Source organism: Lactococcus sp. KTH0-1S (genome assembly GCF_052544945.1).
Map to the genome: position 1 here is coordinate 1367063 of NZ_CP195165.1, position 21197 is coordinate 1388259.

Genomic DNA, 21197 nt, shown 5'->3' on the forward strand with positions numbered 1-21197 from the left:
AGAAAGGATCATTTCTATGAATCCACAAAAAATTGCAGTTTTAGGCCCAGGTTCGTGGGGAACTGCACTTTCACAAGTTCTTAATGATAATGGTCATGAAGTTCGTATCTGGGGAAATAACCCAGAACAGATGGCTGAAATTAATGAAAAGCATACAAATACACGCTATTTTAAAGATGTTGTTTTGGATGAAAAAATAAAAGCATTTGATCGTTTAGATTTAGCTTTAGAAAATGTTGACGCCATTTTATTTGTTGTACCAACTAAAGTGACACGTTTGGTCGCAAAACAAGTAGCCGAAGTCCTCGAACACAAAGTCCACATCCTTCACGCTTCTAAAGGGCTTGAACAAGGGACACATGAGCGAATTTCTACTATTCTTGAAGAAGAAATCCCCGCTCAATTTCGAGGAGAAATTGTGGTAGTTTCTGGACCTTCTCATGCTGAAGAAACAATTGTTCGTGATATTACTTTAATTTCTGCAGCTTCTAAAGACCATGACGAAGCGAAATACGCTCAAGCAATCTTTAGCAACGACTACTTCCGTCTGTATACTAATACTGATGTTATTGGTGTTGAAACAGCTGGCGCCCTTAAAAATATTATTGCCGTAGGCGCTGGTGCTCTTCACGGTCTTGGTTTTGGTGATAATGCTAAAGCAGCAATTATTACGCGTGGTCTTGCCGAAATTACTCGTTTGGGTGTGGCAATGGGAGCTGAACCTTTAACTTATAGCGGTTTGTCTGGTGTTGGTGACTTAATTGTAACAGGTACTTCAATTCACTCACGAAACTGGCGTGCGGGTGATGCTCTTGGTCGCGGCGAAAAGTTAGCTGATATTGAAAAAAATATGGGAATGGTTATTGAAGGTGTTTCAACCACTAAAGCTGCTTTTGAGCTTGCTCAACAGTTAGGTATCGATATGCCAATTACCGAAACAATTTACAAAGTTCTCTATGAAAATCTAGATGCAAAAACTGGAATTCTTGATATCATGCGCCGCGAAACTCGTGCGGAAAATGAATTCATTAATAATAAATAAAAAGTAAATACGATTTATCTAACTATAAAGGAGTTATTATCCATGAAACAAAACACTATTCCAACTAAAGCCAGAAAAGTACGTAAAGCTGTTATTCCTGCCGCTGGTCTAGGAACTCGCTTTTTGCCAGCAACTAAAGCGATAGCTAAAGAAATGTTGCCAATCGTTGACAAACCTACTATTCAATTTATCGTTGAAGAAGCCTTGAAATCAGGAATCGAAGATATTTTGATTGTTACTGGTAAAGCAAAACGTCCTATTGAAGACCATTTTGACTCAAACATTGAGCTTGAACAAAATTTGCTTGAAAAAGGAAAAACAGAATTACTTAAACTTGTTGAAGAAACAACAGATATTAATCTTCACTTTATCCGTCAATCTCATCCAAAAGGATTGGGACATGCCGTTCTTCAAGCTAAAGCTTTTGTTGGAAATGAGCCTTTTGTAGTCATGCTTGGCGATGACTTGATGAATATTACCGGAAATGAAACTCCTTTAACTAAAGACCTAATCAATGATTATGAAAAAACTCACGCTTCAACAATTGCGGTTATGAAAGTTCCTCATGATGATGTTGATAAATATGGTGTCATTGACCCTAACGGTGAAGTTTCTAAAGGCCTTTACAATGTTGAACGTTTTGTCGAAAAACCAAATGTTGATGAAGCTCCTTCTGACCTTGCAATTATCGGTCGTTACCTCTTAACTCCTGAAATTTTTGATGTTTTAGAAACACAAGTTCCCGGTGCTGGAAATGAAATCCAATTGACTGATGCTATCGAACGTTTGAATAAAACACAACGCGTTTTCGCTCATGAATTTACTGGAAAACGTTACGATGTTGGTGATAAACTTGGTTTTGTTGAAACAACAATTGAATATGGTTTAGAACACCCACAAATCGGTGCGAATTTGAAAAACTACATCATTGAAAAAGCAAAAGAGCTTTCTAAAGATGACTCAAAAAATATCACTAAAAAATAAGAAAGAGCCGAAAGGCTTTTTCTTTTTGATTTCGTGAATTTTTTCATTAATTTTGCTATAATTAATCTTAATGAACTTCTTTAAAAACACGGTTAATTTTTTTAAAAGCATAAAGACAAAACCGCTTGATTTTGTTATTATTTTTCTACTGTTCATCGCTTCTTTTTCAACTTTGTTCTTCTTCGCTACTGGTTCCAAAGGAGCTCAAGCCGAACTAAGAATTAGTGGTAAGGTGATTAAAACTTTTGATTTAAATAAAAATCAAACTTGGACCTACCGTGATAAAGATGGCGATTATAATAAAATACAAGTTAAAAATGGTGAAATTGCGGTTGTCGAAGCCAATTGTAAAGACCAAATTGACGTCCAAAGGGGCTATATTTCTAAGACTGGGGAAACTATCGTCTGTTTACCTCATAATTTAGTGATTGAAGTTATGAGTGGTCAAAAGGATGAACAGGTAGATTATAAAGTATGAATATTAAAGAATACGTTTATGTTTCTCTATTGACAGCTGCTGCGGTAGTTATGGGAATTATTGAAAGCTCTTTACCTCCTTTTTTTGCTTTTGCACCTGGAGCTAAAGTGGGCCTTGCCAATTTGGTAATGATTATTGCAGTTTTCACTTTAAGATGGCGACAAGTTTGGGTCATGCAAATTCTTCGTCTATTAATTACAGCACTTTTTACTGGTTTTTCCGTTTTTCTGTACTCTTTTGCAGGCGGAATCTTATCTCTATTAGCCATGTATTTGATGAAGCAATTTGGACCAAAACTGGTTTCAATGATTGGAATTTCGACTGTTGGTGGATTTTTTCATAATTTTGGCCAATTAGCAATGGCTTCTCTTTTAGCTAAGACAACTTCTGTTATGCTTTATTTGCCTTGGCTTGCCTTTTTTGGAATACTTGCTGGTTTTGCAATAGGCATTGCTGGAAATCAATTAATTACACGTGTTAAACCTATTCAAGAACTATTTATTAAAGAAAGTAAACAATGGACTTAAAAAATAACTTTTGGAAAGACTATCCAGAGCTTGAAAAAGAATTGGTTCAAGTTCAACAATTAATGAAAAGCCACGTTACCATCAAAAATTCAGATGTTAAATCGGCTATTTTTGATATATTTGATGCAGGCGGAAAAATGTTGCGTCCAGCTTATTTACTTTTATTTTCAGGATTTACTGATCTTTCTGAAAGTGAAAGATTGGCACTTGCGGCTTCTGTCGAAATGATGCATACAGCGACTTTAGTTCATGATGATGTCATTGACCACGCAGACACACGGCGTGGCGTAGCTACTTTGTCAGCAAAATACGGACCAGAAATTGCCGTCTATGCTGGGGACTATTTATTTATTGCTGTCTTTCGTCTAATGTCTGAACACTCATTAGAATTATCAAATTTAACCAAAAATATTGGTTCTATTGAGCGTTTATTAGGTGGTGAGCTTGGTCAACTTAATCATCATTTTAATCTGCAACAAACTTTAGATGATTATATTGAAAATATTTCAGGAAAAACAGGAGAACTTTTTGCGCTTTCTGCTTCTGTCGCTCCTTTAATTTCTAAAAATAATACATTGACCAAACGAGCTTATAAAATCGGAATGAATATTGGGATTTCTTTCCAAATTATGGATGATTATTTAGATTATGCATCGACTGCTCAAACGCTTGGCAAACCAGTACTTGAAGACATTAAACAAGGCATTTATTCTGCTCCTGTTCTCTTTGCTTTACAGGAAAACAATGCTCTTGTTTCTGAATTAATTAAAAATAAAAAATTTGATGAAGTTTATGATTTTATCAAAATTTCTGATGCCCTTGAAAAAACCAAAGCACTTGCGAAATCTTACACCCTTTCAGCATTAAATTTAATTGATAAATTACCAAAAGGTAAAAATCGTGAGCTGATTGCTGAAATTACTAGAAAACTTTTGGAGCGAACTTTATGACCCCTGATGAATTTTTGTCAGCACTGACAGAATTTGATATTCAACTCTCTGATAAACAAATCAAACAGTTTGAACGCTATTTTGAACTTTTGGTTGAATGGAATGAAAAAATTAATCTGACAGCAATTACTGAAAAAAATGAAGTCTATTTAAAACATTTTTATGATTCTATTGCACCAATTTTATATGGATTGATTACTGACCAACCTGTCAGCATTTTAGATATTGGTGCTGGAGCTGGTTTTCCTAGCTTACCAATGAAAATTATTTTCCCTGAATTAAAAGTGACTATCATTGATTCTCTCAATAAGCGAATTAATTTTTTAAGTTTACTGACAGAGGAATTAGGTCTCGAAAATGTGACTTTACTTCACGGACGAGCTGAAGATTTTGGTCAGGATGCTAATTATCGTGGAACATTTGATTTTGTTACTGCCCGTGCGGTTGCTAGACTTTCTGTTTTGACTGAATTTACGATTCCCTTTCTCAAGAAAAATGGTATTTTATTGTCATTAAAAGCAGCTCAATTTGAAGAAGAATTGAATGACGCTAAAAAGGCAATTGCTACACTTGGTGGAAAATTTATCAAAGAAGTCGCTTATGAATTGCCTAACGGTGATGAGCGTCACATTGCTCTGATTGAAAAGAAAAAAGAAACCCCTAAAATATACCCACGCAAAGCCGGAACTCCTGCAAAAAATCCAATAAAATAAAAAAATCGGCTAATCTTTGCCGATTTTTTTGCTGAGATTAATCACCAATACTGAAATAGAAACAATCGCAGTAAAACTATTCATGACCATTGCAGGTGCCGTCAGTGAAAGGCTAGTAAAGATTGAGAGTAAGATAAAAGTAATATGTATTGACCGATAGCGAAACCAAAATTTAGTAAATTTATTCTTCCACACTTTTTGACTTTGTTTTTGACTTTTATTTTGAATTTTAAACCATGACCTTACGACGACAACAACAATTAAGTCTAATAAAATCATGTAAGCAAAAACCATCGCAAAAGTAATCCCAACTGATAAATAATCAATCTCAGCTAAAACTTTATAGAGGGTGATTGTTTTATTATCAACTTGTAAATAAACATCACCAACAATCGTATAAATTTCTATGAATAATCGAGCCAGTATAAAAGCTACAAATATTCCAAGTAACACAACCAAAAAGTGAAGTAATTTTTTCATTTTATTGATTCCATTCTGCTTTTATCGCATGATAGCTAGCTACTGGATCTTTTGCTTGGGTAATTGGACGGCCGACAACAATATAATCTGAACCAATTGTTCTTGCTTCTTTAGGTGTCATTACTCGTTTTTGGTCGCCTTTACTTGCACCTTCTGGGCGAATTCCTGGTGTGAGACAAATGAATTCTTTCGATGTCGCTGCTTTAATTTTTTCAACTTCATGTGCCGAACAAACGACACCGTCAAGTCCTGCTTGAGCGGTTTTTTGTGCGTAATTAATAACCGATTCTTCAAGACTAGTCATAATTTTTTGGTCATTTTGCATAATTTCCTCAGAAGTTGAGGTTAATTGTGTAACCGCAATTAATTTTGGTCTTTGCCGTCCAAGAGGTGTTCCAGCTTCTAAACCACGTTTAGCTGCAACCATCATTTCAACACCACCAGCGGCGTGAACATTAACCATATCCACTCCCAATCGTGCTAAAACACGCATTGAAGATTCAACGGTGTTTGGAATATCATGGAGTTTTAAATCAAGGAATACACTGTGACCGAGCGATTTTACATAGTAAACGACTTGGGGTCCAGCCGTGTAAAAAAGTTCCATTCCTAGTTTAATATACAATTGTTCTGACGGGTCAAATTTTTCGAGAAAATCTTTTACGTCTGAGAATTCAGGGAAATCAAGGGCAATGACAGGTCTATTTTCTTGCATTTTTTCTACTTTCTTTTTTAATATTTACTGACAGAATTGACACTTTACTGACAAAAACTATATCTTATCAATTAATTACTGACAGAGCTGACGATGTTTTTAGCTACTGATATTTCATTCTCTAATTATTGACAGAATTAATTTTTGGATTTTTTAACTTCTTGAATCAAGTTTTCTAAGCTATCAATTCCATATTGGTCCATCACTTCTGGTAATTTTTCAATGATTTTTGGACAGACAAATGGATCAGCAAAATTGGCAGTGCCAACGGCAACGGCTGAAGCTCCTGCCATATACATTTCTAAAACGTCTTGAGCACTTTCAACCCCACCCATTCCAATGATTGGAATGTCAACCACTTGAGCCACTTGATGAATGAGTTTGAGTGCAACTGGTTTAATTGCAGGACCCGACAATCCACCTGTGATATTTGCTAAAACAGGTTTTCGTGTTTTCAAATCAAAACGTACACCCATCAGTGTATTTATCATTGTCAATCCATCTGCGCAAGCATGCTCAACTGCTTTTGCAATCGGAACAATGTCGGTCACGTTGGGTGAAAGTTTCACATACAAAGGCACCTTACTGACCGCTTTACAAGCTTTGACTAGCGCAGCTGCAACATCTGGATCTGTCCCAAAAGCTTGTCCGCCGTGTTTAACATTAGGGCATGAGATATTTAATTCAATGGCTTTCACATTGGGTGCATCTCCAATTTTTGCACAAACAGCCACATAATCATCTTCTTCAGAACCAGCTACATTAGCAATAATCGGAAGGTCTGGAAAATTTTCATTGAGCCAAGGCAATTTTTCGGCCATTATAACTTCTAATCCTGGATTTTGTAGTCCAATTGCATTAAGCATGCCACTCGATGTTTCAGCCACACGGGGTGTCGGATTGCCAAAACGAGGATGAAGGGTTGTTGCTTTGACCATGATTGACCCTAATTTGTTCAAATCATAATATTTGGCATATTCTTCACCAAAGCCAAAACAACCTGAAGCTGGAATGATTGGATTTTTTAAATCAAGTCCGGGTAATTTTACTGACAGACGATTATTTTCGGTCATTTTTTCTCCTAATTTTTTGTGACAATCATCAGCTCTACTGATGATTATTTCACTGATTGAATAGTCCAATTATAGTGATAGTTGTTTTCCTAAAAATACAGGACCATCTTCACAGACTTTAAGGGCATGATTCTCATCTTCTTTATCATGTTCAACGCAAGCATAACATGCTCCGATTCCACAAGCCATCCGACTTTCCATTGAAATATAAAGTCGTTCCAACTGGTCATATTTTTTTGCAACAGCTTTGAGCATGGCTGGCGCACCACAAGTATAAAGAGCATCAACTTCAAAATCAACTTCTTCCATTAACATCCCAACATGACCTTTTGTTCCATAAGAGCCATCGTCAGTTACAATTTTCAAGCTTACATTTTTTAATTCAGCAAATTTCTTCTCTAAAATCTTGACCTTTTCAGAAGCAAAACCCAGCAAAATGGTCATTTGGCAGTTTTTTTCTTCAAGTTGTTTAGCCAATTCATAGAGAGGGGGAACTCCAATTCCTCCGCCGACAATTAAAATTTTATCAGTCGAAACTACCTCATCTACTGGAAAACCATTTCCCAGTGGGCCCATTACATCAATTTTTGCACCTGTTTGTAATTTTGAAATTTCATAAGTTCCACTTGTTTCGTCACCACTTCGATAAAGAATCGTACAAGTTTTTGCGACTTTATCCCAACTGGAAATAGAGATTGGGCGACGTAAAAGCATACTAGCATTAGGTACAGCAAGATGTAAAAATTGTCCCGGCAAATTCATCTCTTCTACTAACTCTCCTTTAAGAACCATCTCGAAAATATTAGAAGCAACCTCACGTTGGCTGACAATCGTCATCATCTCTTGTAACTTAGGCATTATTTCTCCATTCTTTATTCGGACAGAAGCTACAGCTTACTGAACCTTCTTTTATTCACCAATAAAATGCTCATGTTAATCGCATTACTGACAGAAAGTTCAGATTGCTGAACCTTCTTTTATTCATCGATAAAATGCTCATGTTAATCGCATTTTACTGACAGAAAGTTCAGATTTACTGACAACTCCTTAATTGACACAAAAAAACACTTGTAAGAGAACTTACAAGTGTACTAAAAAACTGGTAATTTACTGACAGAATAAATGCGCTAAAGAGTAGTTCATCTTTAAGCTGTCAGTAAGCCAAATTAAATTTTCCGTATCCTTGCAAGCCTCTCTGGACTTAGTTAAAGGTTTTAAAATATTATAACGAAAAAAGTGTCATTCGTCAAAGATTTTTTTAATGATTGGCTCTAATTTTTTTCAAATTTGGGAAACTGACAATTAAACTCACGATAATCAAGATGAAAAATAGAGCTAAAATAATTGAAGTTCCATGACTCGTTCCAACTTTGAAGCCATTGAGTCCTTGGAAAATTGAAAGTGTCGTTGCGACAACTGCTGTTGCCACCGCACCGATAAATTGTTGCAAAGTATTGACCAAAGCATTTCCATCAGAAAGTTGGTCAGTAGCTAAAGTGCTCAAGCTACAAGTCATTAAGTTACTATATGAAATCCCAAGACCTAACATCAAGACAATATGTGCCACCAAGAGTAAAGCAAGACTTTTTGTTGGTAAAAAGATGAAGAGCAATGCAAGACCAAGAGCTGCTAAAATCAAACCAGTCGTAATTGGTTTTCTGGCACCAATTTGGTCCAAAACTTTCCCAGAAATTGGTGCTAAAACTGCGCCAATCAAAGCTCCAGGAAACATAAATAATCCCGCCACTGATGAACTAAATCCAGCAGAAACTTGAATAAAACTTGGTAAAACAAAAGATAGACCTAATAGCAAAGCTTGATATACCAAAAGACTGAAAATCAGTGCCACAAATCGGTGATTTTGCAAAATTCCTAAATCAATTAAACTTTCTTTGCGGTTGAATCGAACAAACAAGAAAGCTCCAACCAATCCTACAATAAAGAGTAAGGCGAAAGTCATTAAATGCTCTGCACTTAGAGCCGAAATGAAAGCAAAGAACATGATTGATAATGCAATAACTGGACGAAGCGCCAATTTCTTTGGCGTTTTTGCCCCTTCTCTTGGAAGACAAGCCAAACCAAGCACTAAAGAAATTACCACCAAAGGTAAAAGGAAAATATAGATATAACGCCAATCAAGCGAATTAGAAATAATTCCTCCATAAGTTGGACCAATAGCCGGAGCGATGGAGGTCGTTAAAGTCCCAATTCCCATCATCATTCCTCTTTTATGAAGTGGTGCTTTAGTCAAAATCAGGTGGAACATCAGAGGTAAGCCAATCCCAGTTCCCACCCCTTGTAAAAGTCGGCCCAGTAATAGCATGGCAAAATTTGGTGAGAAACAGTTGGTCAAAACCCCAACTAAAAAGATAAGATTAGCGACCAAGAAAAGTTTTCTTGCTGAAAATCGCTCATTAAAATAAGAAGAGAGCGGAATCGTAATCGCAATCACAAGCAGATAAATCGTCGTTACCCATTGTATTTTTGAGGTAGAAAGTCCAAACTCATTAATCAGCGTTGGAAAAGTCACATTCATCGCCGTTTCAATCAAAACGCCAGAAAATGACAAAATCCCTGTAGCAATCACTGCCCCTAATAAGTGGAAATGGTTGTTTTTATTCATGCAATAAAATCTCCTAAAACTAAACAAAAAGAGACGAAATTATTATCCTAAAATAATAATTTCGCCTCTGTATAATTCAACATAATTTATGTTATCTGTACGAAAGTTATAACTTGTCTATTATATCTATAAATCTGATAAAATGCAAGCCTTAACTTAAATTTAGTTTTTATGCATTAGAACTGTTTCAAAAGCGTATTTATCATAACGATGAACATTCGTCGAAAACTCAAAAGTTCTCCCATCTGATAGATAACCAACCTGTGATACTAAAACAATTGGATCTCCAGACTTTCCTCCTAACTCAGACAATTCTTCATCAGTCCCTTTTCGGGCTTCAATTTTACGATGAGCACTTCCAATCGTTAAACCAAGTTCATCTTCAATATACTCATAAATTGATCCTGAACAAATTTCAAAAGTTAAATTTTTGATTAAATCAACAGGCATATAGGTACTCTCAATAACATATGGATCTTCGTCTATCAAGCGAGTCCGAACGACATGGTATAAATCGCTAACTTCGCTTAGCCCCAATCGTTCCATTATTTCTGGCTCAGACTTTACTACTTCAAATACTAAAATACGACTTTCTACCACTTTATCAGCAAAGAATGCACTTGAACCCTGAAACTGATTGACCACCTTTAATTTTTCAATGTCCTCAGTACTTAATCCTTTAACAAATGTTCCACTTCCTCTTCGCTTAACAATTAAACCTTCATTGACAAGCTCATCCATTGCTTTTTTTATCGTTAATTTGGAAGCACTATATTTCATGATCATTTCCGATTCTTTAGGGAGCAAAGTTCCAGGTTTATATTTTCCAGAAATAATTTTATTTCTTACATCGTTTCGGATTTTTGCGTATTTATTCAAATACCTCTCCTTTCAAAACCTTCTCTATTATTAACCGAATTATAGCACTATTTACCTCAAAAACGAAATGTTTTATTAAATTTATCAAAGAATTCCTCAGAGAGCTCTAATCCCGAATTTTCTGTTAAATTTTTAAAGAAATGAGCCGATTTTTTCAAAGTCTTTTCTTGTGTATGAATATTCACCGAAATCAAACCATAACGATTACGATAAGAATTACGCCAACTAAAACAATCAATTGGTGTCCATAGATGAAAGCCAAAACAAGAACTTCCCTCCTCGATTGCTTGATGCAACCAATACAAATGTTCTTGAATAAATTGAATCCGATAATCATCATCAATCTGTCCCTCTTCATTCAAATATCGCTCCTCATTGCTAACTCCCATACCACATTCTGAGACAAACCAAGGAATATTATCATAATTTTTTTGGATATTTTTAGCAATTTCATATAATGCTCGAGGATAAATTTCCCAACCCTTATCAACATTCATTCGCGCACCATGCATTTGATAATTAGCAAAATATTTATTAGGTAACCAATCTACAGCTAAGCTATTTGGTGAATAATAGGGCTTTTGTGCTCGATTTGGATGATAATAGTTAACTCCAAGTCTATCGACTTTATTATTTTTTATAATGGCTAGTTCTTCTTTAGTTGATTCCCAAATCACTTTATCTTTAGTCAAGAGTTCAACCAATTCCTTAGGAAATTCTCCTTTGACAGAAGCATCCATAAATAGCTGATTTTGCCATAAATCCGCAATATGAGCCGCAGCAATATCTTCTTTAGCCTGTGACGCTGGATAATTTGGACTTAGATTTAATACAATTCCTATTTTACCATTAGGATTTTGATTGATTTCATGAAATTTTTGAATTGCTAAACTTGAAGCTAATTGCAAATTATAAGCTACTTGTACTGCAAGTTTTCCATCAACCAAATCTGGATAATGAAATTGATAGAGATAACCCCCTTCAACCACTACCATTGGCTCATTATGGGTAAACCAGTCACTCACTCGATCGCTAAAGAGTTTAAAACATTGCTCAGCAAATTTTACATACAATCCAATCACATGTTTATTTGTCCATCCTCCATATTTATGAAGCAAATCAACTGGTAAATCAAAATGATGTAGATTGATGACTGGGCAAATCCCATTGGCTATAAATTCATCAATGACAGCATTATAAAAGTCGACTGCATCTTGATTTACTGTTCCCTCTTCTAAATCATCAATTAAACGTGACCATTGAATGCTTGTTCTCACCGAATTTAAACCCGCTTTTTTCATCAACTTAATGTCTTCTCGGAAATCATTATAAAAATTACTAGCCATATCAGGACCAATCTCATGCCAAAAACGTTCAGGATTTTTTTCAAAATCATAATCAAAAATATTGGCGTGTTTCTTTTTAAAACGGCCTTCAGTCTGTGGACCACTTGTCGCCGCTCCCCACCAAAATTCTTTTGGAAATATTATTTTAGTCATTTACTTTCACTTTCTTTTTATCTAAGTGTTTAAAGGAAATATCAATCATTTTAAAGAATAATCCAGGAACAAAAAACAAGAACCAAACTCGATTAAAACCAGTCAAAAAAATGGCTAACAAAATGAGCATTAAGCTATAAATTGCCATTGACCAATTTTCCATTAGTTTTTGCATGACATCTGTAAATTTTTCAAGTCTATAATAGGTCTTGAAAATAATATATATCAAAGTCAGAACAAAATAAGCCGAACTAACCAAAATTAAAAATGTCCCTAAGTTACTTAAAGGAAAATGGCTAGCCAAAACAAAAACTCCAATTATAAAAAGAAGAATCAAATTGCTCCATTCAAATTTTAACTCAACCTCTTTTGTCCTTTCACGATATTTGTCATAATAATTCCCTCCAAGGTAAGCAAACGTCCTTTTAAAAGAAAAAGTTGTCCCTAAAAAAACAAAACCAAGCAGAATATTTAACCAGAACATTAAAGAGGCAATAATTATCATATAAACCTGTTGAATCAACCAAATAAAACCTGATACTTTCATTTAACAGCTCCTGTTACCCCATTATAAATATATTTTTGTAAAACGATAAAGACAATCAAAATCGGAATAATTACAATCATAACTCCGGCCAAAATGACTGGCCATTGCACAACTGATGAACCTTTGAAAGCAAAAAGTGCCGTCGAAATGACCTGTAAGCTAGGGTCAGGCATATAGAGATAAGGATTATAAAAATCATTATATACACCAACGCCAGAAATAATGACCATAGTCACAATCGGTGCTTTCAGATTTGGCAAAATGATTGACCAAAAGATTCTAAAGTATGATGCTCCATCTAGCAAAGCAGATTCATCTAAAGAATAAGGAATTTCTTGTAAAAATTGGAGAAAAATGTAAAGTGCAATCACATTTGTCCCAATATAAAGGATAATCACTGACCAACGTGTCCCTACTAAACCAAGTTTATTAACCAATTGAAAGACTGCAACTTGAGAAGTAATCGCTGGAATCAACATAGCTATTGTAAATAAAGCTAAAATAAGCTTTTTAAGCCGAAATTCAAACCGATTCATCACATAAGCAAATGATGAGGAAATCAAAAGTTGTCCAACCATTGATACCACGAAAATAATCACAGTATTCTTAAAGCCAGTCAACATATTCCCTTCGGTAAAAGCTTTAGTATAATTATCTATTGAAAAATGTTTTGGCAAGGTCAATACACCAGAATTAGTAAATTCTGTCATTGATTTAAATGACCCTATAAACACGACTAAAAGCGGTAAAACTGCTACAATAGCAGCTAAAACTAATGGAATATATTTTAGAACGTCACCAATATGAAAGACTTTCTTGTTCGTTTTATTCATCATGCACCTGCTTTCTTTTTAGCATCACTTCTGTCTTGCGTTAAAATAAATTGAGCTGCCGAAACGAGGACGACAATAATCAAAAGAATAACAGCCATTGCTGAAGCTAGTCCCACTTGATTATAATTAAAAGCTGTTTGTACCGTTTGAATGACGAATGTCATTGTCCCATTTGCACCTCCTGTCATGATGTATGGCACTTCAAATACTGAAAGTGATCCCGAAACAGATAAAATAATATTCAAAAATAAGATATTTCTGATTGCTGGAATAATGATATATCGAAATTGATTCCAACGATTCGCACCATCAATTTCTGCTGCTTCATAAATTTCAGGGTCAACTGATTGAATGGCACCAAGAAAAATTAAAAAATTAAATCCCATATAACGCCAAATAGATACAAATGATAAAGAAATATTATTGATTGATTGATTTCCTAACCAGAGCGGAAGGTGATGGATTCCAAACAGATGTAAAAGAGAATCTAATGTTCCACCAGTTTTATAAAAATATAAGAACATAAAACCAATCGCTACCCCATTAAGTAAGTAAGGGAAAAATAAAATTCCTTTCCAAAAATTTGTAAATTTAACTTTGAAAGATAAAATTGTCGCAAAAAGTAGGGCAAGTCCAAGTTGCGGAAAACTTGATAAAAAATAATATAAACTTGTCTTAAAAACACCAAAATAATTGGGATTTGAAAAAACTTTTTCATAATTAGCAAATCCGACATAGTTTGAGCTTGGCGAAATTCCGTTCCAATCGGTCAGCGAATATTGAACCATTTTCACCAAGGGATAGTAGGAAAACATTAAAAGCAAGACAATAGGGACAATAGTAAATGAAAAAATAATTAATCTTTTCTGCGCTTTTTGCGATAACTTACTCAAGATAAGAACCTCCAAAATGAAAGGTTGGAAAATAAATTTCCAACCCAGCACCTTTCTTTTTTCTAAAAATATATTTAAATTATGAAATTTTCTACTTTTTATCCGGATTATATTGTTTTACATTTTGTGACCAAGCAGTATTTAATCCATCCATAATAGAGGAAAAAGACTTCTTAGATGAGCCAACTCCTGAATCAATAATTTGTTGTTTAACAGTTTGAGTTGTACCAATTCCGACTTGCGAACCATTATTAATATTTGAGAATAAGTCTGCTTTATCTGCTGGTGTGGAACCTGCTTCAAAGAAGACGACGCCATTTTTCTTAGCATCATTTAAATCTGTTGGGTAAGGTTGATTTTTCATAGCTGTCATTCCACCATTATCTTTAGCGAAGTCAGATTTATCTACCAGCCATTTAACCCAATCCTTAGCCGCTTCTTGATTTTTACTGTTTTTATTAACTCCCCAGTTATAGTCGCCGCCAACAAGCATATATGTTTTACCATCAGGAGCAGTTTGTGGGAAGGGTTCGACGTTAATCGCATCTTTATTTGATGACATTTGAGCTTGAACTTGAGGAACAGCCCATGTCGCAAGCATCATCACTGCAACTTTATTTTTAGCCATTTGCGAAACTGAAGTATTCCAATCATCTGTCGTTGGATCATGATTAATCAAGCCATCTTTAGCCGCGGTGTAAAGTGTATTGTAAATCGTATACATGGGCTGACCTTCTGTGAAAGGTTTATCTGTTTTGGCAAGTGCTAAATCAAAGTTTGGATCTCCAGCTACTGATGAACGTTGGAAATCCCAATCAACTAATGCCCAACCACAAGCATAGTTGGTATACAAAGGAGTAACATCAGGTAATTTTGCTTTAATTGTTTTTAAATCTTGGATAAATTCATCTGTGGTCGTGGGCCATTTATCAATACCAGCTTTTTTGAAAACATTCCAATTGACGACAAAACCATTGGCATTGACTTCTGAAGGAAGTCCGTATTGTTCTCCTTTGTAAGTACGGTCTTGTAGACTAGTATATTTCTTTTCTAAATCCTTGGTTTTACCTAGTGAGCTAAAGAAATTAGGATAGTCTTTTGGTGCAACTGCTGCTGGAATCGCAACGACATCACCAAAATTTTTCGATGACATCCGTGTTTGCTCTGTTTGGTCATAGTTATTTAAGGCTTGTTCTTTAATAGTGATATTAGGGTATTCTTTATTAAACTCAGCAATATACTTTTTCCACATTCCATTGGAGTGCATGTCGGTTTTTTGATTAACAAAAGTAATGGTTGCCTTGATATTCTTTCCAGTCCCCGACGAAGAGGTTTTGCTACCGCAAGCTGCAAGCGTTAGTGCTGCCAGACCTGTAATAGCGAGTGAACCAAAAATATACCGTTTTTTCATGATGACTTTCTCCTTATCCGCTTATTTTGTAAGCGTTTTTATTTTATGGTATAAGTATATACTTTTAAAATATTTTTGTCAACACTTTTTTTGATTTTATTACACTATTCGTTCTTTAAGGTTTATCATAATAATCTTTGATTAATTTTTCAGCTGGTTTGTTGTAAAAAGCATAATCTTTGTCAAATCTTGCCTGATCCTCAGAATAAACTTGAGCTTTCCAATCCCAGAGACCAAAACCTAAGACAAAATCTACCTTGGCACAAGCGGTGAGCATTCCTTTATAATACCGCGTTTGAGCTTCAAGATTTACTTCTCCTTTGATGGTCCAATCATTTGGCAATAAATCTCCACCATCAATACTGGGAGCACCTGCTTCACAGAAGAAAAATGGTTTATCATATTTTTTTATGACTTTTTCGATTCGCCTTAGCTCTTTATCCCATTGATCAAAGGGATAATATCCAGAACTTGAAATGACGTCAACTGCATCCCACCAAGTCAAATGATTTTCTTGGTATTTGTCACAATTATAAGTAATCAAACCTTTATAAATCTCACGAACATCGTCAATCAACTTCCGCCATTCTTTTTCTCGATGGTCTGAGCTAACGAGCTCACAGCCTACAACAAACATTGTAGCTCCACATTCTTGAGCGATTTTAGCATAATGAAGCTGAAATTCAGTATAAGCTGCAAACCAATCTGACCATTTTGGCTCACAAATAACATCAATATCAAAAAAATTAATATAAGCTCGCCAAGTGCCATCAGTACAATTAATCATTGGTTTTAAAATGACGTCTAGTCCCAGACTTTGAGCATAGCGAATTGTCGCTTTTACTTCCTCATCTTTTGGTGGCATAGTCTGCCAATTAATGCTTGTTGTGTGAGCATTTGCTTGCTCAGCTACAATGGTTAAAACAATCGTATTAATATTTGTTCGTTCTTTCAGAATTTTCATCGACCGCTGAGCATTGCAATTATTTAACTCTCCTGGTTTAGCATAGTATCCAAAACTTGCTGCTTTGATTGCTTTCATTTTTCTTGCCTTTCTCTCATCAAAAGTATATACTTATATTAAACAAAATAAGCGTAAACCTTTTCAAAAAGAATTGCAAGACTAAATCGGAGAGTATTATGACAAAAATAAACAATTGGCAGGATTATCAAGGAAGTTCACTTAAACCAGAGACTTTTGAAAAATTTTGGGATGAAAAAATTAATTTGGTTTCGAATCATCATTTTGAATTTGAATTAATAGAAAAAACCCTTTCCTCTAAGGTAGCAAAGTTTTATCATTTATGGTTTACAGCTATTGATGGAGCTAAAATTCATGCTCAATTAATTGTTCCCAAAAATATGAAAGAGAAACACGCAGCCATCTTACAATTCCATGGTTATCATTGTGATAGTGGAGATTGGGTCGATAAAATAGGGATAGTGGCCGAAGGGAATGTAGTTCTTGCGCTTGATTGTCGAGGGCAAGGTGGTTTAAGTCAAGATAATAGTCAAACTTTTGGAATGACGATGAAAGGACTCATTGTTCGAGGAATTGATGAGGGATATGAAAACCTCTATTATGTTCGTCAATTCATGGACTTGATGAGTGCGACAAAGATATTATCCGAGTTTGATTTTGTTGATGAAACAGATATCAGTACACAAGGTGCTTCTCAAGGCGGGGGACTTGCAATTGCTTGCGCCGCACTTTCTCCACTTATTAAAAAAGTAACTGCCACTTATCCATTTCTTTCAGATTATCGTAAAGCTTATGAGGTTGGTGCCGAGGAATCTGCTTTTGAAGAGCTCTCCTATTGGTTTCAGTTTAAAGATCCACTTCATCTAAAAGAAGACTGGTTTTTTAATCAGTTGGAATACATTGATATTCAAAATTTAGCACCAAGAATTAAGGCTGAGGTCATTTGGATTCTAGGCGGCAAAGATACTGTTGTTCCTCCGATTACGCAAATGGCGGCTTACAATAAAATACAAAGTAAAAAATCTCTCTATGTCTTACCTGAATATGGACATGAATATCTTCCAAAAATTAGCGATTGGTTAAGAGAGAATCAATAAATTCCGACTTTAGTCTGATTTTAGTAAATTTTCAAATAATTGATAGGTTTCGTCAGAGAAATTTGATATAATTAAGTCAAATAGCTGAGCTATTCACTAAAGGAAAGGAAGGCAAATTCATTCTCTAAAATTTTGTTTTGAATTGAATTTGTTTGTAAAAGAATACATGGGAATTATTAAAGCTGCAACAGGTTCACTCGGTGGGGCGTTGGCTGACCAATGGCTTGAGGTCATTGAGCCAAATGAAATGTCAGACCAAACGGTTTTCACTAAGGGAATTAAAGTAAGAAAAGATGCAAAACGTGGTTCTAATCGTAAAGGAACCGAAGACGTAATTACTGACGGTTCTATCGTTCACGTTTATGAAAATATGATGATGATTCTTGTGGATGGTGGTAAAATTATTGATTACACCGCTGAACCTGGATATTATACTGTCAAAAACGACACTGCGCCAAGTCTTTTTAATGGTGATTTGCGTGATTCAATTCAAGAAAGCTTCTTCCGTTTCAAATTTGGTGGAACAACTCCTCAAAAACAAGAAGTTTATTATGTCAATCTTCAAGAAATTAAAGGCATTAAATTTGGAACAGCAACACCTCTACAATACTTTGATAATTTTTATAATGCGGAACTTTTCTTGCGCACACATGGAACTTATTCAATAAAAATCACCGATCCTCTTGCTTTTTACGCAAACGTCATTCCTAAAAATGCTGATCATGTCGAAATTCAAGAAATTAATGACCAATATTTGGCTGAATTTTTAACGGCTTTAAATACATCAATTAATCAATATTCTGCTCAGGGCGAACGGGTTTCATTCTTAACTTCAAAAAGTATGGAGCTCAGCAAATACATGGCCTCTGTTCTTGATGAAGACTGGAAACAGTTGCGAGGAATGGAAATTGTTTCTGTTGCTGTCGCTAGCATTTCTTACACTGATGACAGTCAAAAATTGATTAACATGCGTAATCAAGGCGCAATGCTTGGTGACCCTTCTATCCGTGAAGGTTTTGTCCAAGGAGCTGTTGCTCGTGGTCTTGAAGCCGCTGGTTCAAACACTGGTGGTGCGACAAATGCATTTATGGGAATGAATATGGGTGGACAAAATCTAGCTGGTTTTTCACAAACTAATCAAGCTCAAATGCAATCTCAAGCAGAGAACAAGGCCGATACTTGGACTTGTCCTGAATGTAATACTAAAAATACCGGTAAGTTCTGTTCAAATTGTGGGCAAGCGAAACCCTCAGCAACTCCTGTTATGCCTGAATTAAATATGGCTTGTAACGAGTGTGGAGCAGTCGTTAATTTGGCGAATGGTGTTCCAAAATTCTGTCCTGAATGCGGTAAACCTTTTGTGGCCAAAGCGCTCTAAAACATGTAAATAATGATTTAAGATAAAGTAGTTCTAAATTAGGGCTGCTTGTCTTTGCGTATTTTTAAGAATTTATTTCTGATGAAAATTCTTTTAGTTTCTAACTGAATTTCCCCTGCTAAAAAAGCAGGTTTCATAACTTAAAAGTAAGGAGTAACGATGAGCGAAAGCCAAGTTCTTACACATAAATGTCCCAATTGTGGAGGCCCACTGCTTTTTGAACCCAAAAATCAAAAATTTCACTGTGAGTATTGTGGTTCAACATTTACGGAACAAGAAGTTTCTGATTTCGAGGCCAAGCAAGAGGCAGTAAAAGTTACTGACAGTCCTATCAGCTCGGTCAGTAACGCTGAAACGACTGACGAAAAGGAAAAAATTACTGACAGCGACCAAAAAAAAGCTGACAAAAACACTGACGAAGAAATTGGACTATTTCTCTGTCCATCTTGTGGTGCAGAAATCGTCACTGATGCGACAACTGCTTCAACTTGGTGCTATTATTGTCATAATCCAGTTGTTCTGACCGAGCGATTGTCTGGTAAATTTCTTCCTGAAAAAATTCTCCCTTTTCAAATTGAGAGAAAAGCGGCTGAAGAACAATTTTTAGACTGGGTGGGCAAGAAAAAATTTGTTCCCAAGGCCTTTTTTGACAAAAAACAAATTCAAAATCTGTCAGGTGTTTATTTTCCTTATTGGGCTGTTGATGCTGAATTATCTGGCGGTATTTCGGCGCAAGCCACCAATTTACGCGTTTGGATAGTTGGAGACACTGAATACACTGAACATTCTCAATATGAGATTCAGCGGGGTGGAGAGACAAAATTTAAGAATTTAATCAAAAATGCCTTGAAAAAAAATCTGTCAGACAAAATGGTTGGCGCTGTTCAACCTTTTGATATGACTGCTGCTATTCCTTTTAAAAATCAATATCTTTCTGGCTTTTTAACTGAAAAACGAGATATTGAATTCCCTGATATGAAAGAAAATGTTGAACGGGAATTTCGGCAATATGCTGACGGATTAATGGAATCAACAATAGTCGGTTATACTTCTGTCAGTAATTTACAGAGTAATCAGCAGATTAAAAATATCGATGAAGATTACGTTTTACTCCCAATCTGGCTGGTTACTTATAAAGAAGCTGGCAATGACCGTCTCTTTTATTACGCGATGAATGGTCAAACTGGTAAAGTAGCCGGACTTCTACCCATTGATAAGAAAAAACTTTGGACAGTTGCCATTGGAATCTTTATTCTAGTGCTTCTTCTTGGAATTATTGTGGGGTATTTGCTATCATGAGAAAAAAATTAGTTATTCTTTCTTTATTTTTCTTAAGCTTCTTCTTTTTACTCATTGCACCAAAAACATCAGCGGCGACGTTCTCATCAGGAGTTGAAGATAATCTTCAACTTTTAGGTGGAAATGTAACCCTCCTTGAACAAGAAGCTCAGAAATTGGCCAATGAAACAAAAGCGGGTGTCTATGTTGTCACGACAGAAAGCTCTACCCCTGCTAGTCAAATGGCAAAAACTTATTTAGCTGATAAAGTAGGCGCTAAAAACAACGGTGTCGTTTTGGTCATTAACATGAACTTACGTAAAGTTTATATTTGGGCAACAGGAAATCTTAAATACTACCTGCCTTCAAGTCGAATTGAAAAAACCTTAGACATTGTCCAACCCGAATTGACTGACAATAATTATTATCAGGCTGTCAGTGGATTTTTTGACCAAGTTTCTAAGTATTATCAAGCAGGAATTCCAACATCAAGAAAGTATTCTATCAATTCCGAAACAGGAGCTGTAACTTTCCATCGCAGCTTTCAACCCTTATCAATTTTGATTGCTCTTATCATTTCTTTGCTTGCAGCTGGCGGCTTCGTTTGGACCATCTATCGTCGTTATCAAATGAAAGACGCTCATGCCGTATGGCGCTACGATTACGGCCGAAATGGTAATTTAGAACTCCATCAACGTGAAGATATTTTAGTCAACACATTTATAACTACAAGAATTATCCCTCGTCCTTCTTCTGATAACAATAATTTCAGTGACGGTTCTGGTGGCGGACGTTCTTTCTAAATAAAAAGGAAT

At 35.5% G+C, this 21197-nt stretch carries 22 protein-coding genes; 10 read left to right on the top strand and 12 right to left on the bottom strand.

What is annotated here, in order from left to right:
* Positions 1-16 precede the first annotated feature (16 nt).
* The 6 genes from ACRYLU_RS06650 (at position 17) to rsmG (ending at position 4694) form a co-directional block, all read left to right on the top strand.
* On the top strand, positions 17-1042 hold the full coding sequence (locus ACRYLU_RS06650; protein ID WP_038600613.1) for an NAD(P)H-dependent glycerol-3-phosphate dehydrogenase: 1026 nt from the start codon (positions 17-19) through the stop codon (positions 1040-1042).
* Between the two features lie 42 nt (positions 1043-1084).
* Positions 1085-2026, top strand: coding sequence for a UTP--glucose-1-phosphate uridylyltransferase GalU (gene galU, locus ACRYLU_RS06655; protein ID WP_015426578.1), 942 nt, complete (start codon positions 1085-1087; stop codon positions 2024-2026).
* A gap of 70 nt (positions 2027-2096) precedes the next feature.
* On the top strand, positions 2097-2504 hold the full coding sequence (locus ACRYLU_RS06660) for a NusG domain II-containing protein (RefSeq protein WP_012897960.1): 408 nt from the start codon (positions 2097-2099) through the stop codon (positions 2502-2504).
* Positions 2501-3031 (top strand): Gx transporter family protein, encoded by a 531-nt coding sequence (locus tag ACRYLU_RS06665; RefSeq protein WP_003131089.1) that lies wholly within the window; start codon positions 2501-2503, stop codon positions 3029-3031. The genes ACRYLU_RS06660 and ACRYLU_RS06665 overlap by 4 nt, the downstream gene beginning before the upstream one ends.
* Complete coding sequence (locus tag ACRYLU_RS06670) at positions 3022-3981, top strand: polyprenyl synthetase family protein (protein ID WP_104141748.1); 960 nt, start codon at positions 3022-3024, stop codon at positions 3979-3981. Before ACRYLU_RS06665 ends, ACRYLU_RS06670 begins: the two co-directional genes overlap by 10 nt.
* Complete coding sequence (rsmG, locus tag ACRYLU_RS06675) at positions 3978-4694, top strand: 16S rRNA (guanine(527)-N(7))-methyltransferase RsmG (RefSeq protein ID WP_038600608.1); 717 nt, start codon at positions 3978-3980, stop codon at positions 4692-4694. Before ACRYLU_RS06670 ends, rsmG begins: the two co-directional genes overlap by 4 nt.
* 9 nt (positions 4695-4703) lie before the next feature.
* On the opposite strand, the gene ACRYLU_RS06680 is transcribed toward rsmG, so the two are convergent.
* The 12 genes from ACRYLU_RS06680 to ACRYLU_RS06735 form a co-directional block, all read right to left on the bottom strand.
* Complete coding sequence (locus ACRYLU_RS06680; protein WP_260310388.1) at positions 4704-5174, bottom strand: hypothetical protein; 471 nt, start codon at positions 5172-5174, stop codon at positions 4704-4706.
* A 1-nt stretch (position 5175) separates the two neighbouring features.
* On the bottom strand, positions 5176-5889 hold the full coding sequence (gene pyrF, locus ACRYLU_RS06685; RefSeq protein ID WP_038600602.1) for an orotidine-5'-phosphate decarboxylase: 714 nt from the start codon (positions 5887-5889) through the stop codon (positions 5176-5178).
* Between the two features lie 137 nt (positions 5890-6026).
* A complete protein-coding gene (locus ACRYLU_RS06690) occupies positions 6027-6962 on the bottom strand; it encodes a dihydroorotate dehydrogenase (RefSeq protein WP_038602825.1) in 936 nt (311 codons plus the stop codon).
* Positions 6963-7031: 69 nt separating this feature from the next.
* Entirely contained in the window at positions 7032-7820 is a 789-nt protein-coding gene (locus tag ACRYLU_RS06695) for a dihydroorotate dehydrogenase electron transfer subunit (RefSeq protein ID WP_445080797.1), read from the bottom strand.
* A gap of 400 nt (positions 7821-8220) precedes the next feature.
* Positions 8221-9585: an MFS transporter gene (locus ACRYLU_RS06700; RefSeq protein WP_260310392.1), complete on the bottom strand. Its 1365-nt coding sequence runs from the start codon at positions 9583-9585 to the stop codon at positions 8221-8223.
* Positions 9586-9747: 162 nt separating this feature from the next.
* A complete protein-coding gene (locus ACRYLU_RS06705) occupies positions 9748-10464 on the bottom strand; it encodes a GntR family transcriptional regulator (RefSeq protein WP_038600593.1) in 717 nt (238 codons plus the stop codon).
* Positions 10465-10520: 56 nt separating this feature from the next.
* Positions 10521-11963, bottom strand: coding sequence for a glycoside hydrolase family 1 protein (locus tag ACRYLU_RS06710; protein ID WP_098393652.1), 1443 nt, complete (start codon positions 11961-11963; stop codon positions 10521-10523).
* The gene (locus tag ACRYLU_RS06715; RefSeq protein ID WP_445080798.1) at positions 11956-12510 is read right to left on the bottom strand and encodes a hypothetical protein; all 555 of its coding nucleotides are present in this window, start codon (positions 12508-12510) and stop codon (positions 11956-11958) included. Before ACRYLU_RS06715 ends, ACRYLU_RS06710 begins: the two co-directional genes overlap by 8 nt.
* A complete protein-coding gene (locus tag ACRYLU_RS06720) occupies positions 12507-13343 on the bottom strand; it encodes a carbohydrate ABC transporter permease (RefSeq protein WP_260310394.1) in 837 nt (278 codons plus the stop codon). The genes ACRYLU_RS06715 and ACRYLU_RS06720 overlap by 4 nt, the downstream gene beginning before the upstream one ends.
* A complete protein-coding gene (locus ACRYLU_RS06725; protein ID WP_012897971.1) occupies positions 13343-14236 on the bottom strand; it encodes a carbohydrate ABC transporter permease in 894 nt (297 codons plus the stop codon). Before ACRYLU_RS06725 ends, ACRYLU_RS06720 begins: the two co-directional genes overlap by 1 nt.
* A 91-nt stretch (positions 14237-14327) precedes the next feature.
* Positions 14328-15647: an ABC transporter substrate-binding protein gene (locus ACRYLU_RS06730; RefSeq protein ID WP_256294092.1), complete on the bottom strand. Its 1320-nt coding sequence runs from the start codon at positions 15645-15647 to the stop codon at positions 14328-14330.
* 115 nt (positions 15648-15762) lie between these two features.
* Entirely contained in the window at positions 15763-16689 is a 927-nt protein-coding gene (locus ACRYLU_RS06735; protein WP_038600580.1) for a glycoside hydrolase family 113, read from the bottom strand.
* A 98-nt stretch (positions 16690-16787) separates the two neighbouring features.
* On the opposite strand from ACRYLU_RS06735, the gene ACRYLU_RS06740 reads away from it, so the two are divergent.
* The 4 genes from ACRYLU_RS06740 to ACRYLU_RS06755 all read left to right on the top strand — a co-directional run bounded on the left by ACRYLU_RS06740 (position 16788) and on the right by ACRYLU_RS06755 (position 21185).
* Positions 16788-17726, top strand: coding sequence for an acetylxylan esterase (locus ACRYLU_RS06740; RefSeq protein WP_445080799.1), 939 nt, complete (start codon positions 16788-16790; stop codon positions 17724-17726).
* A 166-nt stretch (positions 17727-17892) separates the two neighbouring features.
* The gene (locus ACRYLU_RS06745) at positions 17893-19104 is read left to right on the top strand and encodes an SPFH domain-containing protein (protein WP_058205439.1); all 1212 of its coding nucleotides are present in this window, start codon (positions 17893-17895) and stop codon (positions 19102-19104) included.
* 159 nt (positions 19105-19263) lie between these two features.
* Positions 19264-20403 carry a TFIIB-type zinc ribbon-containing protein gene (locus ACRYLU_RS06750; RefSeq protein WP_445080800.1) on the top strand — a complete coding sequence of 380 codons (1140 nt, stop codon included), beginning with the start codon at positions 19264-19266 and terminating at the stop codon, positions 20401-20403.
* Positions 20400-21185, top strand: a complete 786-nt coding sequence (locus tag ACRYLU_RS06755; protein ID WP_058205437.1) for a TPM domain-containing protein — start codon at positions 20400-20402, stop codon at positions 21183-21185. Before ACRYLU_RS06750 ends, ACRYLU_RS06755 begins: the two co-directional genes overlap by 4 nt.
* Positions 21186-21197: the final 12 nt, after the last annotated feature.